Raw genomic sequence first — 16,228 nt, forward strand, 5'->3', positions numbered from 1 at the left:
CCTATTTCATTATTTCTTGTGAACATTTGATATTTTAAGTTTTACAGCGATCCGAAGATCGCTGCTGCACTTACATCAAATGCCCACACTTATCGACTGTTAATTGTTAAAGAACGGCATTCGGTACTGCTTTCGCGCTATCGACAAAGCGTTGTGTTTGTCAGCTGCGAAGAAGGAAGAGTATGAAGCTTTTTCAGCATTTCGTCAACCTTCTTTTTTACCCACTTTACTCAGCATTTGCATGCATCGTTCAGCGAGGGGGCGAATTATAGCCTTGGGTCGCACGCCCTGCAAGGGCTATTTTTCCGCCCCCGTGAAACAGCCCTGGCACCGCACTTGCTTATACCAGCCTATGCACTGCCTACTGAGGGGAGCAACTCTGGGCCTGGAAGCAACACTGGGGATAGCCCGGTTCGCTTTGCTTTGCTCCCTTCTGTGACAGGTGCTACATTAAGGAACACTCTCGATATTCAAAAGAGCGCCGCAGTGCAGGGCCCAACGGAGGCAACGAGATCATGTATCAAACGTCCGCTACTTACCGTAGCACACCGTTCTCGTCTATCGCAGACGCGAACACCTCGCCGGCAGGACAGGACAACGTCCCCGTCATCATCGAAACGTCCCACCAGCGTTCAGTCGCCTTTGGCCTGTCGCCCACGGCCACGCCCGAATTTACCCCAGCAGGAAAATCCGATCTGTCCTTGCTGATCGAGCGAAACCGCATGCTGCACATGCACGCACTGCCCGCGATGGAAACCCTGTACCAGCAAATCGTCAACACGCACAATATGGTGATCTTGACGGATGCCAATGGCGTGATCGTGCATTCGCTGGGCGATGATGATTTCCTTGAGAAAGCCAACCGGGTGGCCTTGCAGCCGGGCGTGGCATGGTCGGAGCAAAGCCGGGGCACGAATGCCATCGGCACGGCCATCACGGAGAAAGTACCCACCCTGGTCCATGCGGACCAGCATTACCTGGCCGCCAATCATTTCCTGACGTGCTCTGCGGCACCGATCACCGACCACCGAGGCAATGTCATCGGCGTGCTGGACGTGTCCAGCGACCAGCGCAGTTTTCATAAGCATACGATGGCCCTCGTTCGCATGTCGGCGCTGATGATCGAAAATCAGCTGTTTTCCGCCACCTTCGAGGATGCCATCACCGTCCACTTCCACGCGCGCCCCGAATTCATCGGTACCTTGATGGAAGGCATCGCCTCATTCACCCCGGGTGGACGGTTTTTATCCGCCAATAAAAACGGCTTGTTCCAGCTGGGCCTGTCATTTGCCGCGCTGCAATCACATACTTTCAGCTCCCTGTTCGGCCTGCCCGTTTCCGCCCTGTACGACCATTACCGCACGGCAGCGCCCGGCTTACTGAACCTGTGCATGCATAGCGGCGTGCGCGTGTATGGGCGCGCGCAGTTGCGCTTGGCCAATGGTGCCTTCCAGCACGGTTTCACTGCCAGCAACGATCATAGCGATCTCCATGCCGTACCGGCCCAGGTTCCCGCGCCGGCCAGCCACGCGGCCAATGCGGCGCGCCGCCTGTCCGGCCTGCGTTATCTGCGCACGGGCGATCCGCAACTGGAACTGGTGATCGAAAAAGTCAACAAGGTATTGGGGCGCGACATTCCGATTCTTGTCATGGGCGAAACGGGGACTGGCAAGGAATTGCTGGCGCAAGCCATCCACAACGATTCGCCACGCGCCATGGGACCGTTTATCGCCGTCAATTGCGCTTCTATTCCGGAAACCCTGATCGAGTCTGAACTGTTCGGCTATGAAGACGGGGCGTTTACGGGCGCGCGCAAGAAAGGGGCAATAGGCAAGATCCTGCAAGCCAATGGCGGCACCCTGTTCCTCGATGAAATCGGCGACATGCCCTTTGGCTTGCAGGCGCGCCTGTTGCGTGTGCTGCAAGAACGCATGGTCACGCCGCTTGGCAGCAGCAAATCGATCACTGTGAATGTGGAACTCATTTGCGCCACGAATCACAATTTGCGCGAGCGCATGGCCAAGGGTTTGTTTCGCGAAGACTTGTATTACCGCCTGAATGGCCTGGTGGTCAAACTTCCGCCGCTGCGCGAGCGCACGGACCTGGAAACGGTCGTGAAAAAAATCCTCGCGACGGAAGCGCCCGATACGCGCTACACGGTGGCGCCGGACATCCTGCGCATGTTCCACCAGCACAAATGGCCAGGCAATTTCCGCCAGTTGACCAATCTGTTGCGCACGGCCATCGTCATGGCTGGTGACGAACATGAAATCTGTTTGCGCCACATGCCTGATGATTTCCTCGACGATATTGAGATGACGCAAGCGAATGCCGCCAGCGCCAGCACGGACCGCATGATCGCCGCCGGCGCCAATCTGGAAGAGATGGAGCAAAGCGCGATCCTCAAATCGCTCGATGCGCATGGCGGCAACGTCTCGGCCACGGCCAGGGCCCTGGGCGTATCGCGCAATACGATCTATCGCAAGGTGCCACATCTGAAATAGCCTAAAGCAGACGGGCAAAGCCGGGCGACATCTTGCGCTGCCCCGCCTTGTCGATGGTCATCAGGTCAACATCCGGCATCTGCGCGGCCATCGCATGCGCACGCGCGGCCCCCGTCACCATGAAGGTCGTCGACAAACCGTCGGCCAGCAAGCCCGTGGGTGCCAGCACGGTTACGCTGGCCAGTTCGCCCGGCGAATCGCCGTTCGATGGGTCGAAGATGTGGTGATGCACGAAGTCGGGCGTGAACGTGCATTCGTAGTCGCCCGACGTGGCCACGCTGCGCCCCTCCACTTTCAGGGTGGCCGCCAGGATTTCGCCGTCGCGCGGGTCCTGGATGCCCAAGGTCCAAGGGCGTCGCACGGAACGCTGTCCGCGCGCAATGAACTCGCCCGTGTCGAGCAACGCGTGCCGTATGCCGCGCGCCTGCACGGCCGCCAGCGCCATGTCCGCCGCGTAGCCTTGCGCCAGGCCATTCAAGGTCAGCGCCATGCCGGGCTGAAGAAAATGCACTTCACGCCTGTCCCACGCCAGTTGCCGCCAGCTTACCCGCGCCTGCGCCGCGCGGCGCAATATGTTCGTCGGCAAGCGTGCCTGGTCTGCCGCAGCGCGAAACAGCTGCCACAAAGGTTGCACGGTGATATCAAATGCCCCATCGCTCCATTGCGACAAGGCTTGCGCCTGCGACAGCACGGCCAGCAGATGCGCGTCCGGTCGGGCCAGGCGCCCATCACGGTTCAGCTGGAAGACTTGGCTGGCGGGACTGTAAATGCTCATCAGGCGGTCGATATTCCTGGCCGCATGCAAGGCATCTTCAATGGCCAGTTCGGCCTGGTGCTGATCATGATGCAATACGGTGACGGCGATGGTCGTGCCAAATGCCAGCGCGGCGCCTTGATATGGCCGCACGCCGGACGCTGTAGCCGTGCCGCGCGCCATGCTGCCAGGCAAAGACAAACCCGCCATGCCGGCCACGCTGCCGATGGCGGCGGAAATAAATGTTCTACGCTGCATTGCTGCTCTCCTCTGCCGTGGCCCGGACTATGGGAATGGTGCGGGCACGCTTGATTTCCAGCATCAAGGGCGCGCATTTTTCATCGCTGGCGTAAATCACCACGCAATCCATGCACTGGAAACACTCGCCATAATCGACTTTCCCGCTCGGCGCGATGGCGTGATGCTCGCAACGGTGACGGCAAGTCTGGCACGGCGTGCCGCATTCCTTGCGACGGGGAATCCAGTTGAGCAGGCGAAAGCGCCCCAGCAGCGCCAGCGCCGCACCAAACGGACACAGGTAGCGGCAAAAGAATTTATAGGAAACACTGCTGAGCAGCAGCAAGCCCACGGCATACGCGACGAAGGGCCAGGCGCGCATGAAGGTCAAGGTAATCGCCGTCTTGAACGGTTCCAGCTCGACCAGCTTGTCCGTGATCTGGCTGGAAAACACGCTGCTGCCGAGAATGGCCGCCAGCAAGCCATACTTGATCCATTTCAAGCGCCCGTCGAGGCGCGGCTTGATCTTCCACTGCGGCAAGCGCAGCCATTGGCCCAGCTTGCCCGTGAATTCCTGCAGGGCTCCAAACGGACACAGCCAGCCGCAAAACGTGCCCCGCCCCCAGATAAACAGGCTAAGCAACACAAAAGCCCACAGGATCACCGTCATCGGGTCGAACAGGAAAAAGCCCAGGCTGCGCCCCGCCAGCAGCGCCTGAATAGCCCCCGTAATATTGACGATCGATAATTGCCCCTGCGCGTAGTAGCCGATGAAAGCGACGGTAAACAACAGGAACAGGTTGCGGAACCAGGTAAATTGCCGCCCATCGTGCACCAGGCGTTTCTGCCAGGCCAAAGCGCCGGCCAGCAGCGCCAGCCCGGCGACCAATAGCAGCAATTCAGCCTTGCGGTTCTTCCACGTCCCGCGCCACGTGGCATCGTCGCCTTGCGGCGCGATATAGAAATCCGCGGGCAAGCGGTAGCTGAAATCCACGTTGCGGGCGATGCGTTCCGGATACACGATGCCCTTGTTGCGCGTGATGGGGAGAGAAAATGCCAGCGGGCTGGCCGCATCGAGCCCCGCCTGGCTGATGATGCGAAAGACAGCGACGCTTTCCGTTGGCAACGCTGCACCCTCCGACAAGCTCAATTCCAGGTCCAGGTCGCGCATGTCGATGGGCAAGCCATCCTGCTTCAGCAATAGCCGGTCGGGGACGGTGCCACGCACGAAATCGTCGCCCAGCACGCTGTAGCGCCCGCGCGACATGACGAGGATAGCGTGGTCGCCCTCGTCTAGCCGATTGCGCAGCTTGTTCCAGCTGCGTTCCGTCAACAGATTGCGTCCCACCGAGGGCACGGACACATAGGCCAGGTACAGGTCGATGAACACACCGTCCGGCGCGCGCTTGGCTTCCACATCGAGTCCCGCGCCGGGACTGCCGGCAAACAGGCTCTCCACATCCTTGTTGCTCAGGCGTACATGCTGGATCAAGCCCTGCTTGAGCATCTGCGCCACGCTGAGTTTTTCAAACACATCCATGCGTATGCGGGCGATCTGGTCGGGATCGCGGCCTTGCGCGAAGCCAAGTTTTTTGCGCGACACTTTCAAGGCCGAGGCCAGCACGCTCTGATTGATGATGCGCACGGAGGCCGTAGCCTTCGATACGCCATCGATATCGGCGTGGGTAGGGTCTGGCGCGCGTTTCTTCTTGGCATCGATGGCGATATTCTGCTTCAGCGACAAGCCCTGATACTGTTTGACGAATTGAAACAAGGGCGCTTCGCCCAAGCCATCGAGAAAAACGGGCTCATGCTGCGATAGAACCGACACGTCCAGAAAACTGCCCTGCGGATTGATGGCGATCAATAAATTGACGGGCACGCCGGAAAAGCCGGGAATGGGCGCCAGGTCCACCGATTCAAAAACATAGCCGACCAGTTCGATGGCCGTGGCGTTTTGCCTGAACAGGGGCCAGACGGCCAAATCGGTCTCCTTGTCACCGACGACGATGGGAGCAGGAAAGCGCCGTACCAGTTCGGCCTTGGTGAGCACGCCCGCCCACGCCTGCCCCAGGATAAACAGGAATAGCCAGCATCCGATGAACAACCGCATTGTCCGCATGCACTACGCTCCATGCGGCGCCCTGTTGCAAGGCGCCGCGTTGATGAGTTAGAAGAAAATGATGCCGCCCAAGGACACGCCATTCATCTTCGCTTCGCCGCCCGTAAAGCCTTTCGAGCGCGTCTGGCCCAGTTCACCCACCAGCGTGATCGCGCTGTTGAGCGAGTAATACGCACCGAGGGTCAGGTTGGCGTTCGACTTCAAACCACCCGTGCCGGCCGTGTTATCGTCGTTCTTGCTGATGCCGTAGGACAAGCCCAGTTTCAGCTTGTCCGTCGTTTTATATGTGCCTTGCAGCAGCCAGTTTTTTGACTTGGTATCGCCCTGATCCGCATCGGACAGGATGCCCAGCCCCTTGCCGCCCTGGTAGTTGACCAGCACGCCAGCCGGACCCATCTGGTAAGAGCCGCCCACTTCCACGCCGCGCATGGTCAGATCATCGATACCTGGCGTTTTCGAGGTGAATTTTTGCGACTTCACACCCAGCCAGGCTTTCAAGCCTTCCTGCCCATACGTCAGCTGCGCCTGCACTTGCGGGCTTGACTTGGAAGAATAGGTCGAACCTGCCACGATGGGCGTATCGGAGACAGGGCTGACCAGCGCTACATCGACGCCAAAGCCGCTGGACTTTGGCGAGCTGTACATGATCTGGCCATAGTTGCCCAGATAGGTGTAGCCGGCACCGATATGGCCCAGGGTCACCCGGCCACGCTGCGTCGCTTGCACGGGTGCGCCCGAACCCAGTAAGGTCATGTCGGACAGGATCGCATTCGCGCCGAAGATGCCGTAGTCACGGCCCAGCTTGAAAGTGCCCATTTCCGCATTGCCGAACGTAAAGAAGGCCTGGCGCACATCGACCACGCTGTTCTGGCTGATGGCGCTGTCGGTGGCCGTCGAGTTGTAAATGCCGATCAAGGCTTTCACGTCGTACTCGCCGAGGCGAGACGAGGCGGAAGTGATCAAGCCATTCGGCAGCAAGCCGTTGCCGATGGTGGTGCGGTCCTTCTCGCCACCGCAACCTAGCGCCTGGCCACCCAGCGCCAGCCCGCCCACCGCATCGCCCGAACAGGACACTTGCGTGTAGTAGGCGTTGACGATGCCACCCACCGACACCGTCCAGTCGCCCGCCTTGATATCGACGGCTTGCGCCTGCCCCATCGCTGCGATTGTCATGACACTCAGGCTCCCCAGCTTGATCAATGTGTTCATTGCTTATCCTCTTTCTTCTCTGTTTTTAGTGTGCACACCAGTGATTGATGTACCTCAAGCTTTGGCAATAAGCGTGCCCAGCACGGCCCAGAGGGAGAAAGAGAAAAAGCGTATTTAACGTGTGCAGCAGCGGATCAATTGCCCCGCACGGTGTTCAGTTTTTGACCGCAAGTATGCGTAGCGGAGATACAGGTAAACAAAAAACTGACGGCCTGAGCCGTCAGAAAAAAGAAAACACCCGGCGGACAAGGAGACACCTATCCGAGTGGCCCGGGCGTTTCACCCCGTTACTTCGATGCCAGCTTGAAGACCCACACGGAACCGCCCTGTTCCAGGAAGTTGACCTTCTTCGCCACTTCGCCACCCCACAGCGGCACCGCGCCACCCCAGCCGGATACGACGGCCACAAATTGCGTGTCGCCATCCTGCCAGGTGACTGGCGGCGCCACGACGCCGGAGCCCGTCTGGAATTTCCACAGCTCCTTGCCCGTCTTCGCGTCGACGGCTTTCAGGAAGCCTTCCGGCGTGCCATAGAACACCAGATTGCCGGCCGTACTCATCACGCCACCCCACAGCGGCGCATTGTTCTTGACTTCCCAAACGATCTTGCCCGTCTTCGGATCGATGGCACGCATGGCGCCGATGTAGTCGTCAAACAAAGGCCTGATGGTGAAACCGGCACCAAGGAAGGCGCCACCCTTCTTATAGCTGATCGGCTCGTTCCAGATGTCCATGCCCCATTCGTTCGCTGGCACGTAGAACAGCTTGGTTTGCGGCGAGTACGCCATCGGCATCTGATTTTTGGCGCCGAGGAAGGCCGGGGCGGAAAATACCGTGGTGCCCTTCTTGCCCTCTTCACCCTTGGTCGGATCGCCAGGGCGGTTGGCGGCGATGAAGTTCGGCCGTCCCGTCTTGAGGTCGATACTGCTGGCCCAGGTGATCTTCTTCACGAACGGGAAGGCGTTTTGCAGCTTGCCGTTGTTTGCATCGATGACATAGAAGAAACCGTTGCGGTCGGCCTTGCCGCCGTAACGCTTGCCATCCATGTCGAAGGTGACGAACTCGTTCGCGCCATCGAAGTCCCAGGAATCGTTCGGCGTGTTTTGATAGGCCCATTTGATCTGGCCCGTCTTCACGTCCAGCGCCACGGTGGACGAGGAATAGAGGTTGTCGCCGGGACGCAAATGGCTGTTCCACGGTGCCGGGTTGCCGGTGCCAAAGTAAGCCAGCTTGGTTTGCGGATCGTAGGTGCCGCCCATCCAGGTCGAGGCGCCACCCGTTTTCCACAGGTCGCCCGGCCAGGTTTTGTTCAGCGTGCCGGATACGCCGTTATCGCTCGCCTTGCCATCCTTGTCGTAGCGGTGGCCCATATGGCCTTCCACGGTCGGACGGCTCCACACCAGCTCGCCCGTCATGGGATTGCGCGCTTCGACCCGGCCCACGATGCCAAATTCCCCGCCCGACACGCCCGTCAGCAGCAAGCCTTCGGCGATCAGCGGCGCGGCCGTCATCGAGTAACCGGCCGCGTAATCGTCGACCTTTTCCTTCCAGACGATCTTGCCCGTGTTTTGATCCAGCGCCACCAGGTAAGCGTCCAGCGTGCCGAAGATCACCAGGTTGCCGTACAGGGCGGCACCGCGGTTGACCACGTCGCAGCATGGCATGATGCCATCTGGCAAGCGATGCTCATACTTCCACAGCTTGGCGCCCGTTTTCAAGTCGACGGCAAAGATGCGCGAATACGATGCTGTGACAAACATCTTGCCGTTGTGAATTAGCGGCTGCGATTCCTGGCCCCGCTGCTTTTCGCCGCCAAACGAGAACGACCATGCCGGCACCAGCTTGGCCACGGTCTTGTCATTGATCTGCGTCAACGGCGAATAGCGCTGGCCCTGCGTGCCCATGCCAAACGACAGGACGCTAGACGGATTCTTCGCCGTGCTGTCGAGCATGGCACTGGTGACATTGCCCACGTCGGCCGCCTGGACCAATGAGGCCAGGGATGCCAACCCCAAACCGACGACGATCCCCATGATTTTTTTCTGCACAATCATCTCCCTCTGTTATTAGTATGTGTGTGTAACTCTCAGGTGCTTTTTCTGTCGTGTTCATGCGGCTGGGCATGCAACAAGGCGCACTCTTCATCGGTGAACAGGCGCGAGCGCGTCAGGAAGCGCTTGCCTGTGCCGTTGTCGAGTGAAAACATGCCGCCATTGCCATCGACCACATCGATAATCAACTGGGTATGCTCCCAGTACTCGAATTGCTCGAGTCCCATGTAAAACGGTGTGCCATTCAAATTGCCGAGATAAATGTCGGTATCGCTGACATCGAACTCGCCCAGCGCATAACACATGGGCGCACTGCCATCGCAGCAGCCGCCCGACTGGAAAAACATCAGCGGGCCGTGACGCTGGCGCAACTTGTCCATCATTTCCAGCGCCGCATCGGTGGCGACCACCCGGGCAATTACTGCACTCATGGCATCCCTTTCTGCGCGCCGCGCCTGGATTGACAGGCGCGGTGCCTGTTGCCGGTTTAGAAGAAGCCCAGCGCTTTCGGGCTATAGCTCACCAGCAAGTTCTTCGTTTGCTGGTAGTGATCGAGCATCATCTTGTGGTTTTCGCGGCCGATACCCGATTGCTTGTAGCCGCCGAATGCGGCGTGGGCTGGATACAGGTGGTAACAATTGGTCCACACGCGGCCCGCCTGGATAGCGCGCCCCATGCGGAAGGCGCGTGAGCCGTCGCGCGTCCACAAGCCTGCACCCAGGCCGTACAAGGTATCGTTGGCAATCGCCAGCGCTTCGGCCTCATCCTTGAAGGTGGTCACGGACACGACGGGCCCGAAAATCTCTTCCTGGAAGATGCGCATCTTATTGTTGCCCTTGAACACGGTCGGGCGCACGTAGTAGCCACCCTCCAGGTCGCCTGCCTGCGTATGGCGCTCGCCACCGGCCAGCACTTCGGCGCCTTCCTGGCGGCCGATGTCGAGGTAAGACAGAATTTTTTCCAGCTGTTCCTGCGAGGCCTGGGCACCGATCATGGTGGAAGAGTCGAGCGGGTTGCCCTGCTTGATGGCGGCCACGCGTTTCAAGGCCCGTTCGATGAATTTTTCGTAGATCGATTCCTGGATCAGCACGCGCGATGGGCAGGTACACACTTCGCCCTGATTCAGCGCAAACATGGTAAAGCCTTCCAGGCACTTGTCGAAATAATCATCATCGGCATCCATCACATCTTCAAAGAAGATATTCGGCGACTTGCCGCCCAACTCCAGGGTGACGGGAATCAGGTTTTGCGCGGCGTAACCCATGATCAATCGGCCCGTACCCGTTTCACCGGTGAAGGCGATCTTGGCAATGCGCTTGCTCGACGCCAGCGGCTTGCCCGCTTCCAGGCCGAAACCGTTGATGATGTTCAACACGCCCGGTGGCAGCAAGTCACCGATCAGCTCGATCAACACCATGATGGAGGCGGGGGTTTGCTCGGCCGGTTTCAGGACCACGCAATTGCCGGCGGCCAGGGCTGGCGCCAGTTTCCACACGGCCATCAGAATCGGGAAATTCCACGGAATGATCTGGCCCACGACGCCCAGCGGTTCGTGGTAGTGGTAGGCATAGGTTTCCGCATCGATTTGCGCAACGGAACCTTCCTGCGCGCGGATGCAGCCGGCGAAGTAACGGAAATGGTCAATGGCCAGCGGAATGTCGGCATTCATCGTTTCACGGATCGGCTTGCCGTTATCGATGGTTTCCGCCGTGGCGATCAGGCTCAGGTTCTGTTCGATGCGGTCGGCGATGCGGTTCAGGATGTTGGCGCGCTCGGCAGGCGAAGTCTTGCCCCAGGCATCCTTGGCGGCATGCGCTGCGTCCAGCGCCAGCTCGACGTCTTCCGCCGTGGAACGGGCGATTTCGCAAAACGGCAAGCCCGTGATAGGAGTGATGTTAGGAAAGTATTCACCTTTTACTGGTGCAACGAATTTGCCGCCGATGTAATTGTCATAGCGTTGTTTGAAGGGATTGGCTACGCCCAGTTTGCTGATGTCTGCGAGATTCATGTCGTCCTCTAACGGGTTATGAGAATGGAATTGCTGTAAATGAAATTGCTATGATTAAGATCAAACGTCCTGGTACAGATGGGGTGAGTACACGCAGTCTTCCGCAAATGCCGTGCCAGCTCGCCATCCCACTACAAACTTAGCGGGTTTTTCCCCGCTTGCAAGGGCGTGGCGTCAAATCCGGCCAGCTTTTCATCGCCTGCCCCGGGCATGAAAGGCGGGCGTGGGTCTGTTGGCGTTTTGAACAAGGTGGCGGCGCGCTGTGCCAATCCGGGCCAGCCCTGTTGCTGCGCCCCTACGCCGCTGCACAATGGAACAGGTGTACCAGACTGGAACACCTGCGCCTGTGCCACTACCGAATCACCACGCCCCATGGCAATTCGCCCACGGCAATATCGGCCACCTTGCGCGCGCTGGCCGTATCGATGACCGAAACGCTGTTCGAGCGGCCATTGGCCACGTACAGCTTGCTGCCATCGGGCGTGACTGCCATATTCCACGGGCGCTTGCCGACGGGAATGGTGGCCGTCACCTGATTGCTGGCCGTATCGATCACCATCACCGTGCCGTCCGTGCCATTCGACACATACACTTGCCTGCCACTGGGATGGACGGCGATGCCGTTGGCATTCTTGCCCGCTGGAATAGTGGCAATCGCCTTGCGCGCGGCCATGTCGATCACATACACAGCATTGACCAGTTCGCACGCCACGTAGGCGCGGCCGGAGTCCGGACTGAAACCGATGCCGCGCGGACGCAGGCCCACGGCAATGGAAGCGACCTGGCGGTGTTGCGCCACATCAATGACATCGACTTGCTCGGCCTCTTCCGCGCTGACCAGCAGCCAGCGCCCATCGGGGCTGAACACGGCATGTTCCGGGTTGCGCCCTTGCACCTTGATATCGGCGAGCAATGTGCCCGTCTGGCCATCGAGCAAGGCCACGCTATTGTTTTCCTCGACGGCCACGGCCACGTAACGACCGTCCTGGGAAGCGCTGACGCCTTCGGGCGACTTGCCCAGCGCCACCGTGCGCACGGGCGCACCGCCAGCGTTATCGATCAGCAACAAGGTGCTGCTGGCGGCATCGGTGACAAACAATTGCCGTCCGGTGGGGTCGGCGGCGATGCCGCGCGGACGCTTGCCGGCGGCAATCTGGCGCACTACCTGGTCGGTTGCCGTGTCGATCACGCTCAGGGTGCCCGATTTTTCATTGGGCACATAGGCAAACGGAGCGGCCTGGATGGCGCTGCTGGCGAGCACAGGCAGCAGCCAGCAAACCTGGCGCAAGCGCGATAAGAAGTTGGGCATAATCACCTTTTCAATAGCAAACCGAGGGGAAAGCGCGCGGCATCGGCGCCTCTTAACATTGCTGCATGCAAACGCCGTGCCACGGGCACGCGTATAATTTCAGCCCACCAATGGAGACATGGCAGGCATATTGCTTGATAAGACTATGCAGACCTGCGACGCTCACGCGCTCAAGCAGGCTTTTATTCACATTGGAGAACCCGCATGCCGCATCGTTTCCGCTTGAACACCATTGCCAGCCTGTTTGTCGCCGGCAGCGCTACCCTCGCCCCCCACGCTTTCGCCGCCGAGTCTGCTGACCTGGCCGCCGGACAAGTCATGGATACGGTGGTCGTCAGCGGCAGCCGCATCGCCCACCCCAGCCAGGAAGTGCCGGCGTCCATCGATGTAGTCGACAGCGCCCGCATCCAGGAAGGCCAAATCCGCGTCAACGCGTCGGAAGCGCTGGCCGCTGTGCCGGGCCTGGTGGTGCAAAACCGCCAGAACTACGCGCAAGACTTGCAAATCTCGTCACGCGGCTTCGGCGCCCGTTCGGCATTCGGCGTGCGCGGCGTCAAGCTGATCAGCGATGGCATTCCGGCCAGCATGCCCGATGGCCAGGGCCAGGCCGCCACCTTCAACCTCGATACGGCGGAGCGCATCGAAGTGCTGCGCGGGCCATTTTCTGCCATCTACGGCAACCATTCGGGCGGCGTGATCCAGCTGTTTTCCAAGGATGGGAAAAATCCCCCGTCCGTCGAATTGAATGTGACGGGCGGCAGCTACGGCACCAGCAAGGTAGATATCTCGGCGCAAGGCCAGGCAGGCGGCATCGGCTACGTGCTCGACGGTTCGCGCTTCCGCACGGATGGCTTCCGCGATCACAGCGCCGCCACGCGCGAACAAACTTTCGGCAAGATCACCGTCAAGCCGAATACGGACAGCAAGCTGACCATCGTCGCCAACAGCCTGCATCAGGGCAATACGCAAGATCCCTTGGGCGTCACCTGGGCCACGTTTGCCGCCAACCCGCGCGCAGGCGACGTCGACCCCAAAGATGACCAGAATCCGAAGCGCAGCTTTGCCGAACGCTACAACACGCGCAAGAGCATCGACCACCAGCAAATCGGCGCCACCTATGAACAGGCGTTCGGCGATGACCGCCTGCATGTGATGGTGTATGGAGGAAACCGCGATGTAATTCAATATCAGTCAATTCCACAGGCTGCTCAAACCTCATCGCCAAAAAATTCAGGTGGCGTGGTCGACTTCCAGCGCCAGTTCTATGGCATCGACACCAACTGGCTACACGTGAACCAGCTGGCCGGCGGCAAGCTGAGCACCACCATCGGCATCGACTATGGCCGCTCCAGCGACGACCGCACCGGCTATGAAAATTACATCGGCAATACCTTTGGCATAAAAAGCAAGCTGCGCCGCGACGAGCAGGATGTCGTCTCCAGCCTCGATCCATATATCCAGACGGAATGGCAAAGCGGCCCATGGCTGCTCAGCGCAGGTGTGCGCTACAGCAAGATGAAAGTGGCGGTCAACGATCACTTCCTCGGCAATGGCGACGACAGTGGCAGCCTCGAATTCAGCCATACGACGCCGGTGCTGGGCCTGCTGTATAAACTGATGCCCAACGTCAACGTCTACGCCAGCGCCGCGCGCGGCTTCGAAGCGCCTACCCTGAACGAACTGTTTTACTCGGGTAAAGACAGCGGATTCAATTTCAACTTGAAACCCGCCATCAGCACCAACCTGGAAGCAGGTATCAAGACCAGGATCGGCAACAACACGCAGGTGAATGCGGCCGTGTTCCAGATAAAGACGAATGATGAACTGGTGGTCGACGGCCAGAACTCTGGTAACGGTCGCACCAGCTACATCAATGCCAGCAAGACCTTGCGCCAAGGTATGGAAGTGTCGCTGGACTCCAGCCTGCCGTATGGTTTCACGACAAAAGTGGCGCTGACCAGCCTGCACGCCGTGTATGACCAGGCCTTTAAAACCACCTCTGGCACCACCGTGCGCAAAGGCAACCGCTTGCCGGGCGTGCCCAGCGCCAACCTGTTCGCGGAACTAGCCTGGAAAGACACGCTGGACCGTTTTGGCGCGGCACTGGAAAGCGTGGCCAGCAACCAGGTCTACGCGGAAGACAGCAACAGCGAAAAGCCGGCGCCCGGCTACACGGTGTTCAATGCCAGGGTCAACGCCAAGCAAAACGCGGGCAACTGGCGCTTCAAGGAATTTGCCCGCCTGAACAACCTTTTCGACAAGACCTATGTGGGTTCCGTCATCGTCGGCGACAGCAACAAGCGCTACTATGAAGCGGCGCCAGGACGCAATTGGTTGCTGGGTGTCAGCGCCCAATATAGTTTCTAAAAAGAAAAAGCCCGCGCCTCTTCCGAAGCGCGGGCTCTTACCATTCAGCATGGCCTGCTACGGCCGCGCTTCCTTCACACCATACTTTTCAAAGATGGCTTTCAATTCGCCGCTGGCCGCCATCTCGTTCATGGCCGCCTGCAGCAACTTAGCCACGTCGAGCTGCTGACGGCTGACGGCCAGACCCACGGCCCAGCCGGCACGCGGCAAGCGGGCGAACGCCACTTCGCTCAAGGGAAACGCGGAATCGCTTTTCAGCACCGACTCGATTTCCGAGCGATTCGCCAGCACGGCGTCGAGCTGGCCCGCCTGCAATTGCTGCAAGGCTTCGGCCGCCGTGTCGAAGATGCGTACATCGTCGCGGTACTTGCCATTGTCTTCACCCAGCATCAGCATGGCCGCGATCGACACCTTTTCCACGCCGATACGCTTGCCTGCCAGCGAAGCGACGCCATCGAATTGCGGCACGGCTTGCGCGCTACGCGCCAGGCGCACGGTTTCCACGTAATACGGCGCAAAGATTTCGACCTTGTCGTTATCCGCCATCAACTTCTTGTCGACCGGCACATGCAGCATCACATCGGCAGGACCATAGCCGAGGTAATGGCCCTTCCACACCATATTGCGCAAATCGTCGTTGAGGTTTTCGCCGGCGGGAAAGGGCAGCAAGCTCAGTTTTAGACCCAGCTTTTTGGCCAGCGCTTCGGCAATATCGATATCGATGCCCGTGCCCTTGTCGGAAAACGGCGCGAACTCGTTGTACACAGCCACTTTCAGGCTACCCGACTGCTGCACTTTTTGCCAGTCGGCGCGCGCTGGCGCGGCTGCGCACAGCGCCAGGCAGGCGAGCGAGATCATCGCGCGCGTGCCCGGGAGTTGGAATGAACGCATGGGACTCCTTGGTGAACAATCGGCTCAGTTAGGCTCGCGGCGGGTTTCCAGGTAGGTCTTGATGGCCCACATGGCTTCCTGGTTGAAGACGCCTTCGAACGGTGGCATGTACACGGCGCCATTGCGTACTTTACCGTGACGGATGGTGGTCAGGTAGTAATTATCCGTCTCCTTGTAGCAAGCCTGTTTCTTTGTCTCATTCTTGATACCGAAGCAATCACGGTCGAGCTGGCGCAAGTCCGGCGCGATGCCACCCGAGATGGCTTCGATGCCGTGGCAACGGGCGCAATTCTGGTTGTAGGCCGAGGTGCCTACCGTCAAGGCCAGCTTGTTTCCCCGATACGGATTTTGTTCGAGCCACTTGTCGCCCACCTTGGGCAAGCCCGTGGTATCGACGCCTTGCGGCGTGACATTGCCGTGCGCATAGGCATGCGGCAAGGTCAGCAGGGAAGTGAGGGCGACGGCGCCGGCGGCCGCTACGCCGAGCAGGGTGCGAATGGAATAGGTCATGCTGATCTCCTTGGTTTTTTAGTGAATATCCAAGTAGAGCAAATGCCATGCCATGCGTACACGCCCCACATCCGGCCGCCCATGTATCAATTTGGAACAGCTGCGATACGTATTTGTGTCACCCAGCGCGTCAGCCGACAGCGCCAAACAAAACCACCAGACGAAAAAAAACCCCACCATTGCTGGCGGGGTTTTTCTCTACTGCGAATAACAAGCCTGACGATAACCTACTTTCACACTGGTTGCAGCACTATCATCGGCGCAAA

General features: G+C 59.3%; 11 protein-coding genes. 2 read left to right on the top strand and 9 right to left on the bottom strand.

The annotated features are described in order from the left end of the window. Nucleotides 1–515 precede the first annotated feature (515 nt). Nucleotides 516–2,504 carry a sigma-54-dependent Fis family transcriptional regulator gene (locus tag ACQ4WN_RS25740; RefSeq protein ID WP_436554063.1) on the top strand — a complete coding sequence of 663 codons (1,989 nt, stop codon included), beginning with the start codon at nt 516–518 and terminating at the stop codon, nt 2,502–2,504. A gap of 1 nt (nt 2,505) precedes the next feature. Here ACQ4WN_RS25740 and ACQ4WN_RS25745 read toward each other — a convergent pair whose 3' ends face one another. The 7 genes from ACQ4WN_RS25745 to ACQ4WN_RS25775 all read right to left on the bottom strand — a co-directional run bounded on the left by ACQ4WN_RS25745 (nt 2,506) and on the right by ACQ4WN_RS25775 (nt 12,194). Beyond that, the gene (locus tag ACQ4WN_RS25745) at nt 2,506–3,516 is read right to left on the bottom strand and encodes an FAD:protein FMN transferase (RefSeq protein ID WP_436554064.1); all 1,011 of its coding nucleotides are present in this window, start codon (nt 3,514–3,516) and stop codon (nt 2,506–2,508) included. After that, a complete protein-coding gene (locus tag ACQ4WN_RS25750) occupies nt 3,506–5,617 on the bottom strand; it encodes a 4Fe-4S binding protein (RefSeq protein WP_436554065.1) in 2,112 nt (703 codons plus the stop codon). The genes ACQ4WN_RS25745 and ACQ4WN_RS25750 overlap by 11 nt, the downstream gene beginning before the upstream one ends. A 48-nt stretch (nt 5,618–5,665) precedes the next feature. After that, nucleotides 5,666–6,826 carry a porin gene (locus ACQ4WN_RS25755; protein ID WP_436554066.1) on the bottom strand — a complete coding sequence of 387 codons (1,161 nt, stop codon included), beginning with the start codon at nt 6,824–6,826 and terminating at the stop codon, nt 5,666–5,668. Between the two features lie 287 nt (nt 6,827–7,113). Then, a complete protein-coding gene (locus tag ACQ4WN_RS25760) occupies nt 7,114–8,859 on the bottom strand; it encodes a methanol/ethanol family PQQ-dependent dehydrogenase (protein WP_436554067.1) in 1,746 nt (581 codons plus the stop codon). A 53-nt stretch (nt 8,860–8,912) separates the two neighbouring features. Beyond that, nucleotides 8,913–9,308: a DUF779 domain-containing protein gene (locus ACQ4WN_RS25765; protein ID WP_436554068.1), complete on the bottom strand. Its 396-nt coding sequence runs from the start codon at nt 9,306–9,308 to the stop codon at nt 8,913–8,915. A gap of 56 nt (nt 9,309–9,364) precedes the next feature. Continuing rightward, nucleotides 9,365–10,885 carry an aldehyde dehydrogenase gene (gene adh, locus ACQ4WN_RS25770; protein ID WP_071075146.1) on the bottom strand — a complete coding sequence of 507 codons (1,521 nt, stop codon included), beginning with the start codon at nt 10,883–10,885 and terminating at the stop codon, nt 9,365–9,367. Between the two features lie 352 nt (nt 10,886–11,237). Continuing rightward, entirely contained in the window at nt 11,238–12,194 is a 957-nt protein-coding gene (locus tag ACQ4WN_RS25775) for a beta-propeller fold lactonase family protein (protein ID WP_436554069.1), read from the bottom strand. Between the two features lie 204 nt (nt 12,195–12,398). Here ACQ4WN_RS25775 and ACQ4WN_RS25780 point away from each other — a divergent pair, with 204 nt between their 5' ends. Beyond that, nucleotides 12,399–14,561 (top strand): TonB-dependent receptor family protein, encoded by a 2,163-nt coding sequence (locus ACQ4WN_RS25780; protein WP_436554070.1) that lies wholly within the window; start codon nt 12,399–12,401, stop codon nt 14,559–14,561. Between the two features lie 57 nt (nt 14,562–14,618). Here the strand turns inward: ACQ4WN_RS25780 and ACQ4WN_RS25785 are convergent, their stop codons facing one another. Continuing rightward, nucleotides 14,619–15,452, bottom strand: coding sequence for a substrate-binding periplasmic protein (locus ACQ4WN_RS25785; protein ID WP_436554071.1), 834 nt, complete (start codon nt 15,450–15,452; stop codon nt 14,619–14,621). A 24-nt stretch (nt 15,453–15,476) separates the two neighbouring features. After that, nucleotides 15,477–15,962: a cytochrome c-550 PedF gene (pedF, locus tag ACQ4WN_RS25790; protein WP_436554072.1), complete on the bottom strand. Its 486-nt coding sequence runs from the start codon at nt 15,960–15,962 to the stop codon at nt 15,477–15,479. Between the last annotated feature and the right edge of the window lie 266 nt (nt 15,963–16,228).

This window comes from Janthinobacterium pasteuri (genome assembly GCF_051380775.1).
GTDB lineage: Bacteria > Pseudomonadota > Gammaproteobacteria > Burkholderiales > Burkholderiaceae_D > Janthinobacterium.